The 17,864-nt window shown below is 66.5% G+C and carries 9 protein-coding genes and 3 rRNA genes; 3 read left to right on the forward strand and 9 right to left on the reverse strand.

The window, feature by feature from the left end:
• Positions 1–29: 29 nt before the first annotated feature.
• The 7 genes from A4R43_RS22335 to A4R43_RS22365 form a co-directional block, all read right to left on the reverse strand.
• Positions 30–785: a type 1 glutamine amidotransferase gene (locus tag A4R43_RS22335; protein WP_113694123.1), complete on the reverse strand. Its 756-nt coding sequence runs from the start codon at positions 783–785 to the stop codon at positions 30–32.
• A gap of 26 nt (positions 786–811) precedes the next feature.
• On the reverse strand, positions 812–1,657 hold the full coding sequence (locus A4R43_RS42845; RefSeq protein WP_162788553.1) for a GNAT family N-acetyltransferase: 846 nt from the start codon (positions 1,655–1,657) through the stop codon (positions 812–814).
• Positions 1,658–2,328: 671 nt separating this feature from the next.
• Positions 2,329–2,445 (reverse strand): 5S ribosomal RNA (rrf, locus tag A4R43_RS22345).
• Positions 2,446–2,524: 79 nt separating this feature from the next.
• A 23S ribosomal RNA gene (locus A4R43_RS22350) occupies positions 2,525–5,644 on the reverse strand.
• Positions 5,645–5,926: 282 nt separating this feature from the next.
• Positions 5,927–7,446 (reverse strand): 16S ribosomal RNA (locus A4R43_RS22355).
• Together the 16S, 23S and 5S rRNA genes form the textbook arrangement of a ribosomal RNA operon.
• A 339-nt stretch (positions 7,447–7,785) precedes the next feature.
• The gene (gene glnA, locus A4R43_RS22360) at positions 7,786–9,129 is read right to left on the reverse strand and encodes a type I glutamate--ammonia ligase (protein ID WP_113694125.1); all 1,344 of its coding nucleotides are present in this window, start codon (positions 9,127–9,129) and stop codon (positions 7,786–7,788) included.
• A gap of 9 nt (positions 9,130–9,138) precedes the next feature.
• Entirely contained in the window at positions 9,139–10,422 is a 1,284-nt protein-coding gene (locus tag A4R43_RS22365) for an MFS transporter (RefSeq protein WP_236808188.1), read from the reverse strand.
• Between the two features lie 71 nt (positions 10,423–10,493).
• Here A4R43_RS22365 and A4R43_RS22370 point away from each other — a divergent pair, with 71 nt between their 5' ends.
• Together A4R43_RS22370 and A4R43_RS22375 are read left to right on the forward strand one after the other, a co-directional pair.
• On the forward strand, positions 10,494–11,456 hold the full coding sequence (locus A4R43_RS22370) for a GlxA family transcriptional regulator (RefSeq protein WP_113694127.1): 963 nt from the start codon (positions 10,494–10,496) through the stop codon (positions 11,454–11,456).
• Positions 11,457–11,475: 19 nt separating this feature from the next.
• Positions 11,476–12,144, forward strand: a complete 669-nt coding sequence (locus tag A4R43_RS22375) for an LppX_LprAFG lipoprotein (protein WP_113694128.1) — start codon at positions 11,476–11,478, stop codon at positions 12,142–12,144.
• Here A4R43_RS22375 and A4R43_RS22380 read toward each other — a convergent pair.
• Entirely contained in the window at positions 12,137–13,729 is a 1,593-nt protein-coding gene (locus A4R43_RS22380; protein WP_418190742.1) for an alpha/beta hydrolase, read from the reverse strand. The genes A4R43_RS22375 and A4R43_RS22380 overlap by 8 nt on opposite strands.
• A gap of 80 nt (positions 13,730–13,809) precedes the next feature.
• Entirely contained in the window at positions 13,810–15,342 is a 1,533-nt protein-coding gene (locus tag A4R43_RS22385; RefSeq protein WP_113697798.1) for an alpha/beta hydrolase, read from the reverse strand.
• Between the two features lie 167 nt (positions 15,343–15,509).
• On the opposite strand from A4R43_RS22385, the gene secA2 reads away from it, so the two are divergent.
• Positions 15,510–17,846 (forward strand): accessory Sec system translocase SecA2, encoded by a 2,337-nt coding sequence (secA2, locus tag A4R43_RS22390; RefSeq protein WP_113694129.1) that lies wholly within the window; start codon positions 15,510–15,512, stop codon positions 17,844–17,846.
• Positions 17,847–17,864 lie beyond the last annotated feature (18 nt).

The raw sequence follows: 17,864 nt of genomic DNA on the forward strand, positions 1-17,864 counted from the left end.
GCTGCCGTATACGTGGCCGAAACCTTGGCTTATACCAGGGGCAATGTCCTGGTCGGATCGGCGGCCGGTTCGAGCTGCCCTTGCGCCAGACGGACGAACCGCTCCGCGAAGGGCCGCCACGTTTCGGCGATGTCGGCGTGCACCCGGGTGAGCGTCTCGATTTCGAAAGCACCCTCTCGGGCCAGTGCTGCGAGATCGGGGGCCTCGCGGGCCCAGTCGAGGACAACTTCGCTGGTGGTCTCGATGTGGAACTGAACACCGTAAATGCAGCGGTTCAGGCGAAATGCCTGGTTCTGGTACCACGGCGCCGATGCGAGCAGTTCCGCGCCGGGTGGCAGCCGCCGGATCTCGTCCTGGTGGAACTGCATGACGTCCTGCATCAGCGGCAGCTCGGCGAACAACGGGTCGGTCCACGCGACGTCCTTCTTGGACACCAGCCCACCGCCGACCTCCGGCCCGCGCTCGGCGCGGCCGACCGTGCCGCCGGTGGCCACCGCGAGCAGTTGGGCGCCGAGGCAGATCGCGAGCGTCGGCAGGGCCTTGCCGGTGGCGGCCGCGAGCAGGCGTCGCACGTCGGCGAGCCACGGGTGGTTGCGGTCGTCCTCGGCGTCCATGCCGCCGCCGAGCACCACGAGCCCCCGGTAGCCGTCGAGGTTCTCCGGCAGTGAGTCGCCGGGTGGCAGCCGGATGTCCAGCTCGGCGCCGGCGCCGGTGAGCCAGTCACCGAGCGGGCCGATCGGGTCTGACTCGTCGGGCTGGATGACCAGCAAGCGCGTCGGTTCCATGGGTACCAAGGTAGGGCAGGGCGCGGTCAGTGCCGCAGCGGTTCCCCGGCGAACTTCACCTCGAGATAGCTGTCCACGAACCGGTAGCCGAGGCGCTGGTAGATCCGGTTGCTGACGGGGTTGGCGTCGTCGGTGAACAGCGTGATGTGCTTGATGCCCGCCTGCTGCGCGCGGCGCGTGATGCCCGCGGTGACGGCGGCCGCGTAACCGTGGCCGCGCTGCTCGGGCGGGGTGTAGACAAAGCCGATCCTGGTCATGTCGGCCTCCGGCACCCGGGAGAAGGCCATCGAGACCGGCTCGCCGTCGACGCACCACAGCCCGAACACGTTCCCGGCCGCCATCTGGTCGGCAAGCACCTTCTCCGGCTCACGCTCCGGCGGCACGTAGGTGACGGCTTCGGCGAGAAACTCGGCTCGCCAGCGCAAGAGGAGGTCGGTGTCGCCCTCGTCGGCCTGGCGGAACTCGCCGCGGACACCCTGCGGCTCGACGAGTGTGCCCAGCTCGTAGACCCGCTGGCGGAAGCCGTACGCAGGGGTGATGCCGATGTTCGCGCTCCACGCCCGGCCGAACGCCTCGACCTCGGGCTCCGGCCCGGACGCACCGGGCAGCCGCACCCCGGCGAGCGCGTCAGCCACGAGCTGCGCCGCGTCGGCGGGCAGCCCGCTGACCATCGCAGGCCACCCCCGATCGGCGACGAGTGCGCCGTGCAACCGGTCACCGTCGTGCACGGTCACCATCGCCTCGGCCTGGCGCCGGCTGCGGGCACTCGCGACCGCGGACAACGCGCCGGTGTGACGAACGGGATCAGCGCCGTAAACGGCCGCAGCCGCCTCGGCGAACGACTCGAAGGTGTCGTGAACTCGGGCTTCCACACCCGCCACTTTGGCAGCGGGCCTCGGGTGGGTGCCAGCGAAATATCTTCCGCCCTGCATGCAGGCGCGATCCCTCCAGGCGCACACCCCGCCGCGGCTACCTCCGCACACAGCCGCACTGGGAGCCGCGCCGCCACCTCCCGCGCGCCGCCCCACAGGGCGAGCCGAAGCTGGACCGCTTTCCCCCGCCGCGATCGGCCAGCCCGACCTCCCAGCACCGACCTCGCGACACCGATCGCGACCCCGCCGGTGGGCCCCGCCGCGCTCCCTGACCACCGCGACCGACCGCGGACGCGCCAGTTGTCGCCGCCGCGGCCCTCTCCTCCGCCACCGGCGGCGAGCCGCACGGGCAGTCGCAGCCCGGAGCGGCGAAAGTAAGCCCAGCCCCCGGGCAATCCCGCAACGAGAACATGTGCAACCGGGTTCGGCCGGGCTCACGCGCGGCACTGAGCGCGGAGACAAAGCAGGCGAAGCCCAGCGCCTGACCTCGGGCATAAAAGAGGGCCCAGGCCCGCGGCGCGGCCAGGGGTCGAGGGCCTCTGGGCTCCGGCCTCCGGGCTCTGGCCTCCGGGCTCTGGGCTCTGGCCTCTTGGGCTCTGGGCTTGGGCATGAAAAAAGGGTGGGGCCCGAGCCATGTCCTGGCTCGGGCCCCACCCTCTTCATTAAGTTAAGTTCGGCGGCGTCCTACTCTCCCACACCCCTTCGAGTGCAGTACCATCGGCGCTGGCAGGCTTAGCTTCCGGGTTCGGAATGGGACCGGGCGTTTCCCCGCCGCTATAACCACCGAAACACTACGAAACAACACACACGTGCCGTACGTTTCCGGTGTGGTGTCTCAGACACCGTAGAGTGGATGCGAAGCACCTTTGTAGCAAGTCCTCGGCCTATTAGTACCAGTCAACTCCACACATTACTGCGCTTCCATTTCTGGCCTATCAACCCAATCGTCTCTTGGGGGCCTTAACCCACATGGGGTGGGATACCTCATCTAGGAACAGGCTTCCCGCTTAGATGCCTTCAGCGGTTATCCCTTCCGAACGTAGCCAACCAGCCATGCCACTGGCGTGACAACTGGCATACCAGAGGTTCGTCCGTCCCGGTCCTCTCGTACTAGGGACAGCCTTCCGCAAGTATCCTACGCGCGCGGCGGATAGGGACCGAACTGTCTCACGACGTTCTAAACCCAGCTCGCGTGCCGCTTTAATGGGCGAACAGCCCAACCCTTGGGACCTACTCCGGCCCCAGGATGCGACGAGCCGACATCGAGGTGCCAAACCATGCCGTCGATATGGACTCTTGGGCAAGATCAGCCTGTTATCCCCGGGGTACCTTTTATCCGTTGAGCGACACCCCTTCCACCAGGAGGTGCCGGATCACTAGTCCCGACTTTCGTCCCTGCTCGACCCGTCAGTCTCACAGTCAAGCTCCCTTGTGCACTTACACTCAACACCTGATTGCCAACCAGGCTGAGGGAACCTTTGGGCGCCTCCGTTACCCTTTAGGAGGCAACCGCCCCAGTTAAACTACCCATCAGGCACTGTCCCTCACCCAGATCATGGGCGTAGGTTCAGATTCCCAATCCGGCCAGAGTGGTATTTCAACAACGACTCCACCCCCACTAGCGTGAAGGCTTCACAGTCTCCCACCTATCCTACACAAACCGAACCGAAAACCAATACCAAACTATAGTAAAGGTCCCGGGGTCTTTCCGTCCTGCCGCGCGTAACGAGCATCTTTACTCGTAATGCAATTTCGCCGGGCCTGTGGTTGAGACAGCCGGAAAGTCGTTACGCCATTCGTGCAGGTCGGAACTTACCCGACAAGGAATTTCGCTACCTTAGGATGGTTATAGTTACCACCGCCGTTTACTGGCGCTTAAATTCTCAGCTTCACCCCCCGAAAGGAGTTAACCGGTCCTCTTAACGTTCCAGCACCGGGCAGGCGTCAGTCCGTATACATCGAATTACTTCTTCGCACGGACCTGTGTTTTTAGTAAACAGTCGCTTTCCGCTGGTCTCTGCGGCCACCCACCCCTAGCCCGCAAGGGACTTCAAGGTGTTTGGCCCCCCTTCTCCCGAAGTTACGGGGGCATTTTGCCGAGTTCCTTAACCACAGTTCACCCGATCGCCTTAGTATTCTCTACCTGACCACCTGTGTTGGTTTGGGGTACGGGCCGTGCACGCACTCGCTAGAGGCTTTTCTCGGCAGCATAGGATCACTCTACTTCACCTCAATCGGCTACGCATCACGTCTCAGCCTATGTGAGCGGCGGATTTACCTACCACTCGGCCTACACGCTTACACCAGTACTACCATTCACTGGCGGAGCTACCTTCCTGCGTCACCCCATCACTTGACTACTACAGAATCAGGCCCCACGCTCCACAACAAGCCTTCGTCCGAAGACTCCAGCCTGCGCTTCGGGTGGTTAGTATCAACTGCCTCATCAGGGACGCACATGCTCGGGTACGGGAATATCAACCCGTTGTCCATCGACTACGCCTGTCGGCCTCGCCTTAGGTCCCGACTTACCCTGGGCGGATTAGCCTGGCCCAGGAACCCTTGGTCATCCGGCGGCAGAGTTTCTCACTCTGCATTCGCTACTCATGCCTGCATTCTCACTCCCACACCCTCCACCGCTGGTTCACACCGCGGCTTCCCTGGATGCAGGACGCTCCCCTACCCATCCACACCACTAGACACAAGTCCCGAAAGACTCGAGCCGATGTAATGTGTGAATGACACAGCTTCGGCGGTGTGCTTAAGCCCCGCTACATTGTCGGCGCAGGACCACTTGACCAGTGAGCTATTACGCACTCTTTCAAGGATGGCTGCTTCTAAGCCAACCTCCTGGTTGTCTGGGCAATCCCACATCCTTTCCCACTGAGCACACACTTAGGGGCCTTAGCTGGTGTTCTGGGCTGTTTCCCTCTCGACGACGAAGCTTATCCCCCGCCGTCTCACTGCCGCACTCTCACCCACCCGTATTCGGAGTTTGGTTGACTTCGGTAACCCGGTAAGGCCCCTAGGCCATCCAGTAGCTCTACCCCGGATGGGAAACATACGACGCTGCACCTAAATGCATTTCGGGGAGAACCAGCTATCACGGAGTTTGATTGGCCTTTCACCCCTACCCACAGCTCATCCCCTCAGTTTTCAACCTAAGTGGGTTCGGGCCTCCACACCGTCTTACCGGCGCTTCACCCTGGCCATGGGTAGATCACTCCGCTTCGGGTCTAGACCACGCGACTACAGACGCCCTATTCAGACTCGCTTTCGCTACGGCTACCCCACACGGGTTAACCTCGCCACGCAGCACTAACTCGCAGGCTCATTCTTCAAAAGGCACGCCATCACCCCGAAAGGCTCTGACGGCTTGTAAGCACACGGTTTCAGGTACTCTTTCACTCCCCTCCCGGGGTACTTTTCATCTTTCCCTCACGGTACTAGTCCGCTATCGGTCACCAGGAAGTATTTAGGCTTACCGGGTGGTCCCGGCAGATTCACAGCAAATTCCACGAGCTCGCTGCTACTCGGGAACACCATCACACAACACCAACACAGTTTTCGCGTACGGGACTCTCACCCACTCCGGTCCACCATCCCAGGTGATTCCACTAACCATGCAGCATCATGCCAGAAATGTCAGTTTCTGGAAGACAGGTCCCACAACACCGCACACACAACGCCTGACAGCTTGACATGCGCACGGTTTAGCCTCATCCGCTTTCGCTCGCCACTACTCACGGAATCACGGTTGTTTTCTCTTCCTACGGGTACTGAGATGTTTCACTTCCCCGCGTTCCCTCCACACCGTCTATATATTCAACGGCGGGTAACACCACATAACTGGTGCTGGGTTTCCCCATTCGGACACCCTCGGATCTCAGCTCGGTTGACAGCTCCCCGAGGCTTATCGCAGCCTCCCACGTCCTTCATCGGCTCCTGATGCCTAGACATCCACCATGTGCTCTTAACAACTTGACCACAAAGATGCTCGCATCCACTCTACAGTTCTCAAACACCACACCAGAAACAACACCAGCGTGCTGCCTCAGGACCCAACAGCGTGCCAGCAAACAACCTCTGCCCAAGCCACCACCCGGCATTTCCACGCCCCCCGAAGGAAGCAGTACTCAACCGCCGACAACCCGACCATCGACCATAACCAGTAGTTCCACAATTCCTTGAGCAACCACGGCAAGTACACATTCGGCACTTGAACCCTGGCCACTCCCAGCCCGTGGGCTGGGATGTGTTGCTCCTTAGAAAGGAGGTGATCCAGCCGCACCTTCCGGTACGGCTACCTTGTTACGACTTCGTCCCAATCGCCAGTCCCACCTTCGACCACTCCCTCCCACAAGGGGTTGGGCCATGGGCTTCGGGTGTTACCGACTTTCATGACGTGACGGGCGGTGTGTACAAGGCCCGGGAACGTATTCACCGCAGCGTTGCTGATCTGCGATTACTAGCGACTCCGACTTCACGCAGTCGAGTTGCAGACTGCGATCCGAACTGAGACCGGCTTTAAGGGATTCGCTCCACCTCACGGTATCGCAGCCCTCTGTACCAGCCATTGTAGCATGTGTGAAGCCCTGGACATAAGGGGCATGATGACTTGACGTCATCCCCACCTTCCTCCGAGTTGACCCCGGCAGTCTCCCACGAGTCCCCGGCCGAACCGCTGGCAACATAGGATAAGGGTTGCGCTCGTTGCGGGACTTAACCCAACATCTCACGACACGAGCTGACGACAGCCATGCACCACCTGTACACCGGCCACAAGGGGGCCGACATCTCTGCCGGTTTCCAGTGCATGTCAAGCCCAGGTAAGGTTCTTCGCGTTGCATCGAATTAATCCACATGCTCCGCCGCTTGTGCGGGCCCCCGTCAATTCCTTTGAGTTTTAGCCTTGCGGCCGTACTCCCCAGGCGGGGCGCTTAATGCGTTAGCTACGGCACGGACAACGTGGAATGTCGCCCACACCTAGCGCCCAACGTTTACAGCGTGGACTACCAGGGTATCTAATCCTGTTCGCTCCCCACGCTTTCGCTCCTCAGCGTCAGTATCGGCCCAGAGACCCGCCTTCGCCACCGGTGTTCCTCCTGATATCTGCGCATTTCACCGCTACACCAGGAATTCCAGTCTCCCCTACCGAACTCAAGTCTGCCCGTATCGACCGCAAGCTGAAGGTTAAGCCTCCAGTTTTCACGGCCGACGCGACAAACCGCCTACGAGCTCTTTACGCCCAATAATTCCGGACAACGCTCGCACCCTACGTATTACCGCGGCTGCTGGCACGTAGTTAGCCGGTGCTTCTTCTACAGGTACCGTCACTCACGCTTCGTCCCTGTCGAAAGAGGTTTACAACCCGAAGGCCGTCATCCCTCACGCGGCGTCGCTGCATCAGGCTTGCGCCCATTGTGCAATATTCCCCACTGCTGCCTCCCGTAGGAGTCTGGGCCGTGTCTCAGTCCCAGTGTGGCCGGTCGCCCTCTCAGGCCGGCTACCCGTCGTCGCCTTGGTAGGCCATCACCCCACCAACAAGCTGATAGGCCGCGGGTTCATCCTGTACCGCCGGAGCTTTCCACCACACACCATGCGATGCGCGGTCCTATCCGGTATTAGACCCCGTTTCCAGGGCTTATCCCAAAGTACAGGGCAGATTACCCACGTGTTACTCACCCGTTCGCCACTAATCCACCCCCGAAAGGGCTTCATCGTTCGACTTGCATGTGTTAAGCACGCCGCCAGCGTTCGTCCTGAGCCAGGATCAAACTCTCCAACAATGAATTTGATCTAGACTAATATCTAGTATTCCTCAAAGGAAACCCCGACGAGGGGTTTCATATAAGCTCTACTGGCTTAGTTCACTAGCACACTGTTGAGTTCTCAAGCAACACACTGAATTGTCTGGCAGTGCCTCCAGGGCAAAGTTCAACCAACCGCTTCGATCGTAGTCGTTGGGGTTGGCCTTCCCATCCTGGGGGCCGTCGCAGTACGTTACCTGGTCCGGCTCGCGGAGTCAACCCCGCTCGGCCCTGGCTCGCTCCCTGGCGACGAAGAGAAGATTACATGGCTCCCAACCCCCCGGAAACAGGGGGGTCCCTTAACGGTGTTCCCGCAGGTCAGAGCACGGGAAGCAGGGTTCGGAGCTCGTACGGCGTGACCGCGCTCCGGTAGTTGTCCCACTCGACGCGCTTGTTCCGGAGGAAGAAGTCATAGACGTGCTCCCCCAGCGCCTCGGGCAGCAGCTCCGAGCGCTCCATCTCGGTCAGCGCCTCGCCCAGGTTCTGCGGCAGGTTCTTGTAACCCGCCGCGCGGCGCTCGGCGTCGGACAGCGACCAGATGTTGTCCTCGGCGGGCGCCGGCAGCTCGTAGCCCTCGGCGATGCCCTTCAGCCCGGCGGCCAGGATCACCGAGTACGCCAGGTACGGGTTGCACGCCGAGTCCAGCGTGCGGATCTCCACCCGGCGCGAGGACGCCTTGCCCGGCGAGTACATCGGCACGCGCACCAGCGCGGACCGGTTCGACCGGCCCCACGACACCGTCGTCGGCGCCTCGCCTCCGCTGATCAGGCGTTTGTACGAGTTCACCCATTGGTTGGTCACCGCGGAGATCTCGCGCGCGTGGTGCAGCACGCCCGCGACGAAGGCCTTGCCGGTGTCCGACAGCTCGTGCGGGTCCTCGGGGTCGTAGAACGCGTTGCGATCGCCTTCGAACAGGCTGACGTGCGTGTGCATGCCCGACCCCGGCTGACCGGTGAACGGCTTCGGCATGAAGGTGGCGCGCACCCCCTGGGTCAGCGCCACCTCCTTCACCACGTACCGGAAGGTCATCACGTTGTCGGCCATGGTCAGCGCGTCGGCGTAGCGCAGGTCGATCTCCTGCTGGCCGGGCGCGCCCTCGTGGTGGCTGAACTCCACCGAGATGCCCATCGCCTCGAGCGTCTCGATGGCGTGGCGCCGGAAGTGCGTGGCCGTGGCGTGGCTGGCCTGGTCGAAGTACCCGCCGTTGTCCGCGGGCTCCGGCTCGGTGCCGTCCTCGGGCAGGTTCGACAGCAGGAAGAACTCGATCTCGGGGTGCACGTAGCAGGTGAACCCGGCTTCGCCCGCCTTCGACAGCTGGCGGCGCAGCACGTGCCGGGGGTCCGCCCAGGAGGGCGAACCGTCCGGCATCGCGATGTCGCAGAACATCCGGGCCGAGTACGGCGCGCCCTCCGGCGTTTCCCACGGCAGCACCTGGAAGGTGGCCGGGTCGGGCTTGGCGACCATGTCGGACTCGTAGACCCGCGCGAAGCCCTCGATCGCGGATCCGTCGAAGCCGATCCCCTCGCTGAACGCCCCCTCCAGCTCGGCTGGCGCGACCGCCACCGACTTGAGGAACCCGAGCACGTCGGTGAACCAGAGCCGCACGAAACGGATGTCCCGTTCTTCAAGCGTGCGCAGCACGAACTCCTGCTGGCGATCCATGGCCGCACCCTATGCGGATCGTGTTAACGCCGTGTTTCCGGGCACCCGGTGGCGGGGTACCGCGATCGACATCACGGCGGCGAGCACGCACAGCCCCCCGGCGACCAGCCACGCCAGGTCGTAGCTGCCCTGGAGGTCCCTGGTCAGCCCGGCGCCGAAGGCCGCCAGCGCGGCCCCGACCTGGTGCGACGCGAAGACCCAGCCGAACGCGATGGGCGCGGCGTCGCCGAACTTCTCGCGGCACAGCGCCACGGTCGGCGGCACGGTGGCGATCCAGTCCAGGCCGTAGAAGATGATGAACACCCACATGCTCGGCTCCACGCCCGGTGCGAACAGCGACGGCAGGATCATCAGCGACAGGCCACGCAGCGTGTAGTACGCGCCGAGCAGCACCCGCGGATTCACCCGGTCGGTGAGCCAGCCGGACAGGATCGTGCCCGCCACGTCGAAGATGCCGACCAGCGCGAGCAGCGAGGCGGCGGTGGTGTGCGGCATGCCGTGGTCGTGCGCGGCGGTGACGAAGTGCGTGCCGACCAGGCCGTTGGTGGACGCCCCGCAGATCGCGAACCCGCCGGCGAGCAGCCAGAACGTCCTGGTGCGCGCGGCGTCGCGCAGGGTGCGCAGGGCGCGGGCGGCGCTGCTGCCGGTCACCGGCGCGGCGGAGATCTCGGCTTCGCCACCGTAGGCGGTGGTGCCTACGTCACTCGGGTGATCGTGCAGGAAAAGCACCACCAGGGGGACGACCGCGAGCGCGGCGAGCGCCACCACGATCGAGGCGGTGCGCCAGCCGTACTCGGTGGCGAGCGAGGCGACCAGCGGCAGGAAGACCAGCTGGCCGGTGGCGCCAGCGGCGGTGAGGATGCCGCTGACCAGGCCGCGGCGGTGCACGAACCAGCGTCCGGTGACGGTGGCGACGAAGGCCATCGACATCGAGCCGGTGCCCACGCCGACCAGCACGCCCCAGAGCAGCTGCAGTTGCCAGGACGCGGTCATGAAGATGGTGAGCCCGCTGCCCGCGGCGACCAGGGTCAGCGCCCAGGCGACCACGCGGCGCATGCCGAGCCGGTCCATCAGCGCCGCGGCGAACGGGGAGATCAGGCCGAACAGGACGAGGTTGATCGAGACGGCGGCGCCGATCGTGCCGCGCGCCCAGCCGAATTCGGCGTGCAGCGGGTCGATCAGCACGCTGGGGACGGACCGGAAACCGGCCGCGCCGATCAGGGTCACGAACGCGACGGCCGCCACCACCCAGGCGCGGTGCACCCGCCGGGTCCGCTGTTGGAGTTGAGTCACGCCGCTCAGTTTCATGAAGTTTCGCGGCGCTAACTAGTGGCCGGAGCGCCAATATGTGAAAGAATCCGGCCATGGCCGGACCGCACCGGATCGCCGTGCTCGCCATCGACGAGGTGGTCGGGTACGACCTGCAGATCCCCACCCAGCTGTTCCAGACCGCCCGCCGGGACGGGAAACCGCTCTACGACGTGCGCGTCTGCGGGGTCGACGACCAGCCGGTGCGGGTCAGCGCCGGGTACACCGCGGTGCTCGACCACGGCCCGGAGATCCTGGCCGAAGCGGACACGGTGATCATCCCGGGCACGAAGGCGCACGGTCCGCGGCGCGAGGGCACGCTGCCGGACGACATCGCCGCCGCGCTCGCGCTGATCCGGCCGGGCACGCGGATCATGTCGATCTGCACCGGCGCTTTTGTGCTGGGCGCGGCCGGGGTGCTCGACGGCAGGCGGGCCACCACGCACTGGGCCTACGCGGACGAGTTGCGCGCGCTCTACCCCGCGATCGACGTCGACGAGGACGTGTTGTTCGTCGACGACGGCGACGTGCTGACCGCGGCCGGGCTCGCCGCCGGCGTGGACCTGTGCCTGCACGTGCTGCGCGCGGACCACGGCGCCGCGGTGGCCAACACGGCCGCGCGGTACTGCGTGGTGCCGCCGTTCCGCGAAGGCGGGCAGTCCCAGTTCATCGAACGGCCGGTGGCCGAGGAGGGCGCCGGAAGCACGGCCGCGACCAGGGCGTGGGCGCTCAGCCGTCTCGACGAACCGCTGGACCTGGCGGCGCTGGCGGAGCACGCGCGGATGAGCGTGCGGACGTTCAGCAGGCGTTTTCGCGCGGAAACCGGGCTCTCGCCGCGGGCGTGGCTGATCCAGGAACGGGTCAAGCACGCGCGGCACCTGCTGGAGACCACGACGCTGCCGATCGACCGCGTCGCGTACGAATCCGGGCTCGGCACGTCGGCGTCGCTTCGGCAGCACCTCAACGCCGCCATCGGCGTCGCTCCCCTCACCTACCGGCGCACCTTCGCACGCAGCTGAAACGGCTAACGTGGGCACCATGTTCTCGCGCCGCCTGCTCGGGTTGCTGATGTTGACCGGCCTGCTCGGCGGGTGCGCCGCTTCGCCGGATGCCAGCGGGCCGCTGCCCGACGCCGCCGGGCTGGTGCGTGAAGCGGCCGCGGCGGTCGGACGGCTCGACGCCGTGCACTTCAAGTTCGGCATCAGCGGCATGCTCGAAGGCCTCGACGTGCTCGACGTCGAGGGCGACGCCAGGCGCGACGGCGGACCGCACGGCTCGGCCACCGGACGCGCCGCGGTCCAGGAGGAGAACGACCGCGTCGACTACCGGTTCCAGCTCGCCGGCGACGCGTTCACGCTGACCGACGCGCAGGGCGCGACCCGACCCGCGGCGATGCCGTCGTTCACCCCGGCGATGCTGCTCGACGCCTCGCGCGGGCTGCCGCGGCTGCTCGACGGGGCCACCGCGTTGCGCACCGAGACCAAGGAAAAGCTCGCCGAGTTGGACACCTACCGGATCGATGGCCAGCTCCCGCGCGAGGTCATCGCCGCCGTGGTGCCGTCCATCCAGTCCGATGTGGACGTGAAGTTCTGGGTGGAGCAGGCGGCGACCAGGAACCTCGCGCGGGTGTGGCTGCAGGTGCCGCCGCGTCAGCCGAACGAGGGCGCGATCATGCTGGAACTGGCGCTGACCGCCCCCGCTACGTAGTGCAGCGGGTGTTCGCGGGCGGCAGGGTTCCGCTGATCAGGTAGTCCGTCCCGGCGTCGTCGACGCAGGGCACGCCCTGCAGGAACACCGTGTGCTGGGTCCCTTCGAAGGTCAGCAGCGAGCCGTTCATCGCCTTCGCCAGGTTGACGCCCGCCTCGTACGGGGTCGCCGGGTCGTTCGTGGTGGAGATGACCAGCACCGGCGGGACGCCGTCGACCTTCGGCGTGCGCGGTTCGGAGGTGTGCTCCACCGGCCAGAACGCGCAGGTGTCCAGCGCCGCGCCGTCCGGCTTGCCGTCGTCGAGGAAGGGCGCGGCCTCGTTGCTCTTCTTCAGGAACTCGGCGATGCGGTTCTTGTCGGTGATCTTGGGGTTGTCCACGCAGTTGATCGCGGTGAACGCGTCCTGGATGGCGCCGTACCGGCCATCGGCGCCGCGCTCGTTGTACTGGTCGGCGAGCGCGATCAGCTTGTCGCCGCGTTGCTGCTTCAGCTCGGCGAGCCCGGCGTTGAGCTGCTTCCACAGCTGCTGCGAGTACATCGCCTGGACGGCCGCGGTGCCGACGTCCTCGTAGGACAGCTTGCGATCGCCGGCGGGCACCGGCTTCTCGATCAGCGGCCGCGTCAGGTCCTGGAACGCCTTCGTCGCGCCCGCCGGGTCGCGGCCGAGCGCGCAGTCCGGCTGCTCGGCACACCACTTCGCGAACTCGCCGAACGCCTTGCCGAAGCCGGTGACCTGCGCGAGATTGCTCTCGAGCGCGTCCTGTCCCGGATCGACCGCGCCGTCGAGCACCATCGCGCGCACCTTGTCCGGGAACGCCTCGGCGTAGGTGTACCCGATCTGCGTGCCGTACGAATAGCCGAGATAGGTCAGCTTCTGGTCCCCGAGCGCGGCCCGGAGCAGGTCGAGGTCCTTGGCCACGTCGCGGGTGCCGAGATTGGCGAGCATCGCGGTGCCGTGCTCGGTGCGCTCGGCGCACTTCGCGCCGAAGTCCCTGGCCTCGTTCTCCTGCTTGGTCACGCCCTCCGGTGAACCGTCGGTCTCGGAGTCGTCGGCGCGATCGGCGTCGCGTTCGGCGTCGGTCAGGCAGCGGATCCGCGGCTCGCTCGCGCCGACACCACGCGGGTCGAAGCCGACGATGTCGAACCGCTTGCCCGCCTCACCCTTGGCGGCCTGCACGGCGATGCCCGCCGCGGCGACCATGCCGGAGCCGCCGGGGCCGCCCGGGTTGAGCACCAGCGAGCCGATCCGCTCGCCGACCGCCTTGTGCCGGAGCACGCCGATGCTGATCTTCTCGGCCTCCGGCTTCGCGTAGTCGAGCGGCACGCTCAGCCGCGCGCACTCGAGGTCGGGCACGCGGAACGCCGCTCTGCTGTCCTCGCTGGTGGCGAACGGAGCGCACTCGCCCCAGGCGAGCTTCTGCGCGTAGAAGCCCGCCATCGGGTCGGGCGGCGGGGTCGGCGCCGGGGGCGCCACCGACTCCACCGCGGTGTGCGGCGGCGGCTTCGGCGGCTCCTCGGCCGAGCAGGCCGCGGTGACCAGGGCAAGGGGCAGCACAACAGCAAAAACCGAGCGGAACGGGGACACGCCGAGATCGTGCCACCGAACCCCGGGCCACCGCAGCGCGCGAAATCACCCGGCGGAGTGCCTTCCGCTGGTAGATCGATTCACTTCCCGGCGCAGCGCGTGCCCTCGGCAGGCAGCGTGCCGTCGATCAGGTAGGCCTCGCCCGCCTTGTCGACACACGCCACACCCTGCAGGAAAACGGTGTGCTGGGTGCCCTCGTAGGTCAGCAGCGAGCCCTTCATGCCCTTGGCGAGGTTGACGCCCGCCTCGTACGGGGTCGCCGGGTCGTTCGTGGTCGAGATCACCAGCGCCGGCGGCACGCCTTCGACGTTCGGCGTGTGCGGTTCCGAGGTGTTCGGCGACGGCCAGAACGCACACGAGTCGAGCGCGGCGCCGTCCGGCCTGCCGTCGTCGAGGAACGGCGCGACCTGCATGTACCGCTCCTGTGCCTGGAGGATCTTCGCCTTGTCCGTGACGCGCGGGTCGTCCACGCAGCGGATCGCGGTGAACGCGTCCTGCGTGGTCGAGTACCGGCCGTCGCCGCCGCGCTCGTTGTAGGTGTCGGCGAGCTTCATCAGCGTGCCGCCGTTCCCGCCCTTCAACGCGTTGAGCCCGCTGTTCAGCGTGTCCCACAGCTGCTGGGTGTAGAGCGCCTGGACGGTGCCGGTGGTCGCGTCCTCGTAGGAGAGGAGGCGGCCGTCGCCCGCCGGCACCTTGTTGTCGATCAGCGGGCGGGTCAGGTCCTGGTAGGCCTTCGTCGCGCCCGCCGGGTCGCGGCCGAGCGCGCAGTCCTGCTCGGCCACGCACCACTTCACGAACTCACCGAAGGCCTTTCCGAAGCCCTCCCCCTGCGCGACCAGCGACTCGACGGAATCCTGCTCGGGGTCGAGCGCGCCGTCGAGCACCAGCGCGCGCACGTTCTGCGGGAAGGTCTCCGCGTACGTCGAGCCGATGCGGGTCCCGTACGAATAACCGACGTAGGACAGCTTCGCGTCCCCGAGCGCGGACTTGAGCACGTCCATGTCCTTGACCACGTCCCTGGTGCCCACGTTCGCGAGCATGGCGGCGTGGTGGTCGGTGCGTTCGGTGCACCGCTCGGCGAAGGTCCGGCTCTCCGCCTCCTGCCTGGTCACGCCCTCCGGTGAACCGTCGGTCTCGGAGTCATCGGCACGGTCGGCGTCACGTTCGGCGTCGGTCAGGCAGCGGACCTGCGGCTGGCTCGCCCCGACCCCGCGCGGGTCGAAGCCCACCAGGTCGAAGCGGGCGGACAGCTCGGGTGAGGCCTCGGTCATCCCGGCCACCGCGGCCATGCCGGAGGCACCCGGGCCGCCGGGGTTGAACAGCAGCGAGCCGATCCGCTCGCCGCTGCCGTCCGACCGGTGCCGGAGCACGCCGATGGTGATCGTCTCGGCGTCCGGCCTGGCGTAGTCCAGCGGCACGGTCAGCCGCGCGCATTCGATGCCCTTCGCCCCGAAGGCCGACCTGGTGCTCGACGTCGTCGCGTAGGGTGCGCAGTCACCCCAGCTCAGGGGCTGCGCGTAGAACTTTTCGAGCCCGGCGGGAACCGGACCGGCCGGTCCTTTCGTTTCGGTGACCGGCTGGGGTGTCTCCTCCGCGGTGGAGCACGCGGCCATCACGACCGGTAGCGACGTTAGGACGAGGACAAGGCCCAGCCGGGACCGGTAGCGTTCGAGTCGGCGCACCTCGACGATGGTGCCAGGCACCGACGAGCGGACGGCCGCCGCGTTGGGCAACGGAACCAACCGCCCGCTGGGCGCGATGAGGACAGAGGAGAGCACGGGTGGCAGCGTTGATGAGCCGGGTAGGCAAGCGGTTGCGCAGGATCATCCAGCGTCCGGCCAGCGTGGAACTGACCCGGTACGAGGCGCTCCTCCCCGCGATCGAGAAGCGGGAACCGGAGATCGAAAAGCTCTCCGACGAGGAGTTGACCGAGGCCGCGGCCAACCTGCGCGAGGTCGGCAAGTGGGGCGACGACCAGCTGGTCGAGCTGGGCGCGCTGGGTCGCGAGGCGGCCAGGCGCGCGCTCGACGAACGCGCCTTCGACGTGCAGGTGCTGGGCACGCTCGGCCTGCTCACCGGGCACGTCGTGCAGATGGCCACCGGTGAGGGCAAGACGCTGGCCGGCGCCCTCGCCGCGGCCGGGTACGCGTTGCAGGGCAAGCGCGTGCACGTGGTCACGGTCAATGACTACCTGGCCCGTCGTGACGCCGAATGGATGAAACCCATTTTCGACCTGCTGGGGGTCACCGTCGGCTGGGTGGAGCCGTCGCGCACCCGCGAGGAGCGCCGCGAGGCCTACCACGCCGACGTCACCTACGGCGCGGTCAGCGAGATCGGCTTCGACATGCTGCGCGACCGCCTGGTCACCAAGGCCGAGGAGCTGGTGCAGCCGGAGCCGGAGGTGGCGATCATCGACGAGGCGGACTCGGTGCTGGTCGACGAGGCCCGCGTGCCGCTGGTGATGGCCGGTTCGGTGGACGCGGGACAGGCCGACGAGGAGGTCGCCAACGTGGTCCGGCGGCTGCGCCTCGGGCTGCACTACGAGACCGACAAGGACGGCCGCAACGCCTGGCTGACCACCGCGGGTTCGTCGGTGGTGGAGAAGTCGCTCGGCGGCATCGACCTGTACAGCGAGTCCGGCGACGGGCAGGACAGGCTGGCCGCGGTGAACGTCGCGCTGCACGCGCACGCGTTGCTCGAACGCGACGTCGACTACCTGGTGCGCGACGGCAAGGTCCAGCTGATCAACGCTTCCCGCGGCCGCGTCGCGGAGCTGCAGCGCTGGCCGGACGGGCTGCAGGCCGCGGTCGAGGCGAAGGAGCAGGTGCCGCCGTCGGACCGCGGTGAGATCCTCGACTCGATCACCGTGCAGGCGCTGATGGCGCGGTATCCGCAGGTCGCGGGCATGACCGGGACAGCGGTGGCGGTGGCGGAGCAGCTGCGCGAGTTCTACCAGCTCGAGGTGGCGGTCATCCCGCCGAACACCGAGAACATCCGTGAGGACGCCAAGGACCGGATCTTCGCTTCGCCGTCGCAGAAGCTGCGGGCGATCGAGGAGGAGATCGCCCGCGTGCACGAGACCGGGCAGCCGATCCTGGTCGGCACCCAGGACGTGGCCGAGTCCGAGGAACTGGCCGAGAAGCTGGCGAAGGTCGGCCTCGAATGCGTGGTGCTGAACGCGCGCAACGACGCCGAAGAAGCCGAGATCATCGCGGACGCCGGTCGCTACGGCGCGGTCACCGTGTCCACCCAGATGGCCGGTCGCGGGACCGACATCCGGCTGGGCGGCAAGGACGGCAAGGACCGCGAGCGCGTGGCCGAGCTGGGCGGGCTGCACGTGATCGGCACCGCGCGCTACCCGAGCAGCCGCCTCGACGACCAGCTGCGTGGCCGCGCCGGCCGTCAGGGCGACCCGGGCAGCTCGATCTTCTTCGCCAGCCTCAACGACGACCTGGTGCTGCAGAACGCGCCGGACATTCCCGAGGGCATCGAGTCCGACTCCGAGACCGGCGAGATCACCGACGTGGCCGCGCACCGGCAGATCAAGCACGCGCAGCGCGTGGCCGAGGGCGTCGACCTGGAGATCCACCGGAACACCTGGCGCTACACGCGGCTGATCGAGCGCCAGCGCACCGAGCTGCTGGCCCACCGCGACAAGCTGCTGCGGACCGACCTGGCCAAGGAGCAGCTGGAGAAGGGCGCGCCGGAGAAGTTCAAGGAACTGTCCGAGGCGGTGGACGACGAGGCGAAGGTCGAGCAGATCTGCCGCGAGATCGCGTTGTTCCACATCGACCAGCTGTGGTCGGATCACCTGGCCTTCCTGACCGACGTGCGCGAGAGCATCCACCTGCGCGCGCTGGCGCGGGAGACCCCGCTCGACGAGTTCCACCGCGCGGCGATCCCGGAGTTCCACAAGATCATTCCGGAGACCGAGAAGCGGTCGATCGCCTCGCTGGAGGAAGCCGAGATCACCGAGAACGGCATCGACCTGGCGGCGTCCGGCGTGCGGCGGGCCACCTCGACGTGGACCTACCTGGTGCACGACAACCCGTTCGACTCCGACGCCGAGCAGGCGCTGAAGAAGGTGCGAAGCCTGTTGAGGCGCAAGAAGGATTGAGACAGAGGCGGGGCCCCG

It is taken from the genome of Amycolatopsis albispora (genome assembly GCF_003312875.1).
GTDB classification, from domain to species: domain Bacteria; phylum Actinomycetota; class Actinomycetes; order Mycobacteriales; family Pseudonocardiaceae; genus Amycolatopsis; species Amycolatopsis albispora.

Excerpts from the sequence above, each read along its gene's own strand:
- A4R43_RS22335 (WP_113694123.1), bottom strand. The coding sequence starts at position 785 with ATGGAACCGACGCGCTTGCTGGTCATCCAGCCCGACGAGTCAGACCCG.
- A4R43_RS22385 (WP_113697798.1), bottom strand. The coding sequence starts at position 15,342 with ATGGCCGCGTGCTCCACCGCGGAGGAGACACCCCAGCCGGTCACCGAA.
- A4R43_RS22370 (WP_113694127.1), top strand. The coding sequence starts at position 10,494 with ATGGCCGGACCGCACCGGATCGCCGTGCTCGCCATCGACGAGGTGGTC.
- A4R43_RS22375 (WP_113694128.1), top strand. The coding sequence starts at position 11,476 with ATGTTCTCGCGCCGCCTGCTCGGGTTGCTGATGTTGACCGGCCTGCTC.
- glnA (WP_113694125.1), bottom strand. The coding sequence starts at position 9,129 with ATGGATCGCCAGCAGGAGTTCGTGCTGCGCACGCTTGAAGAACGGGAC.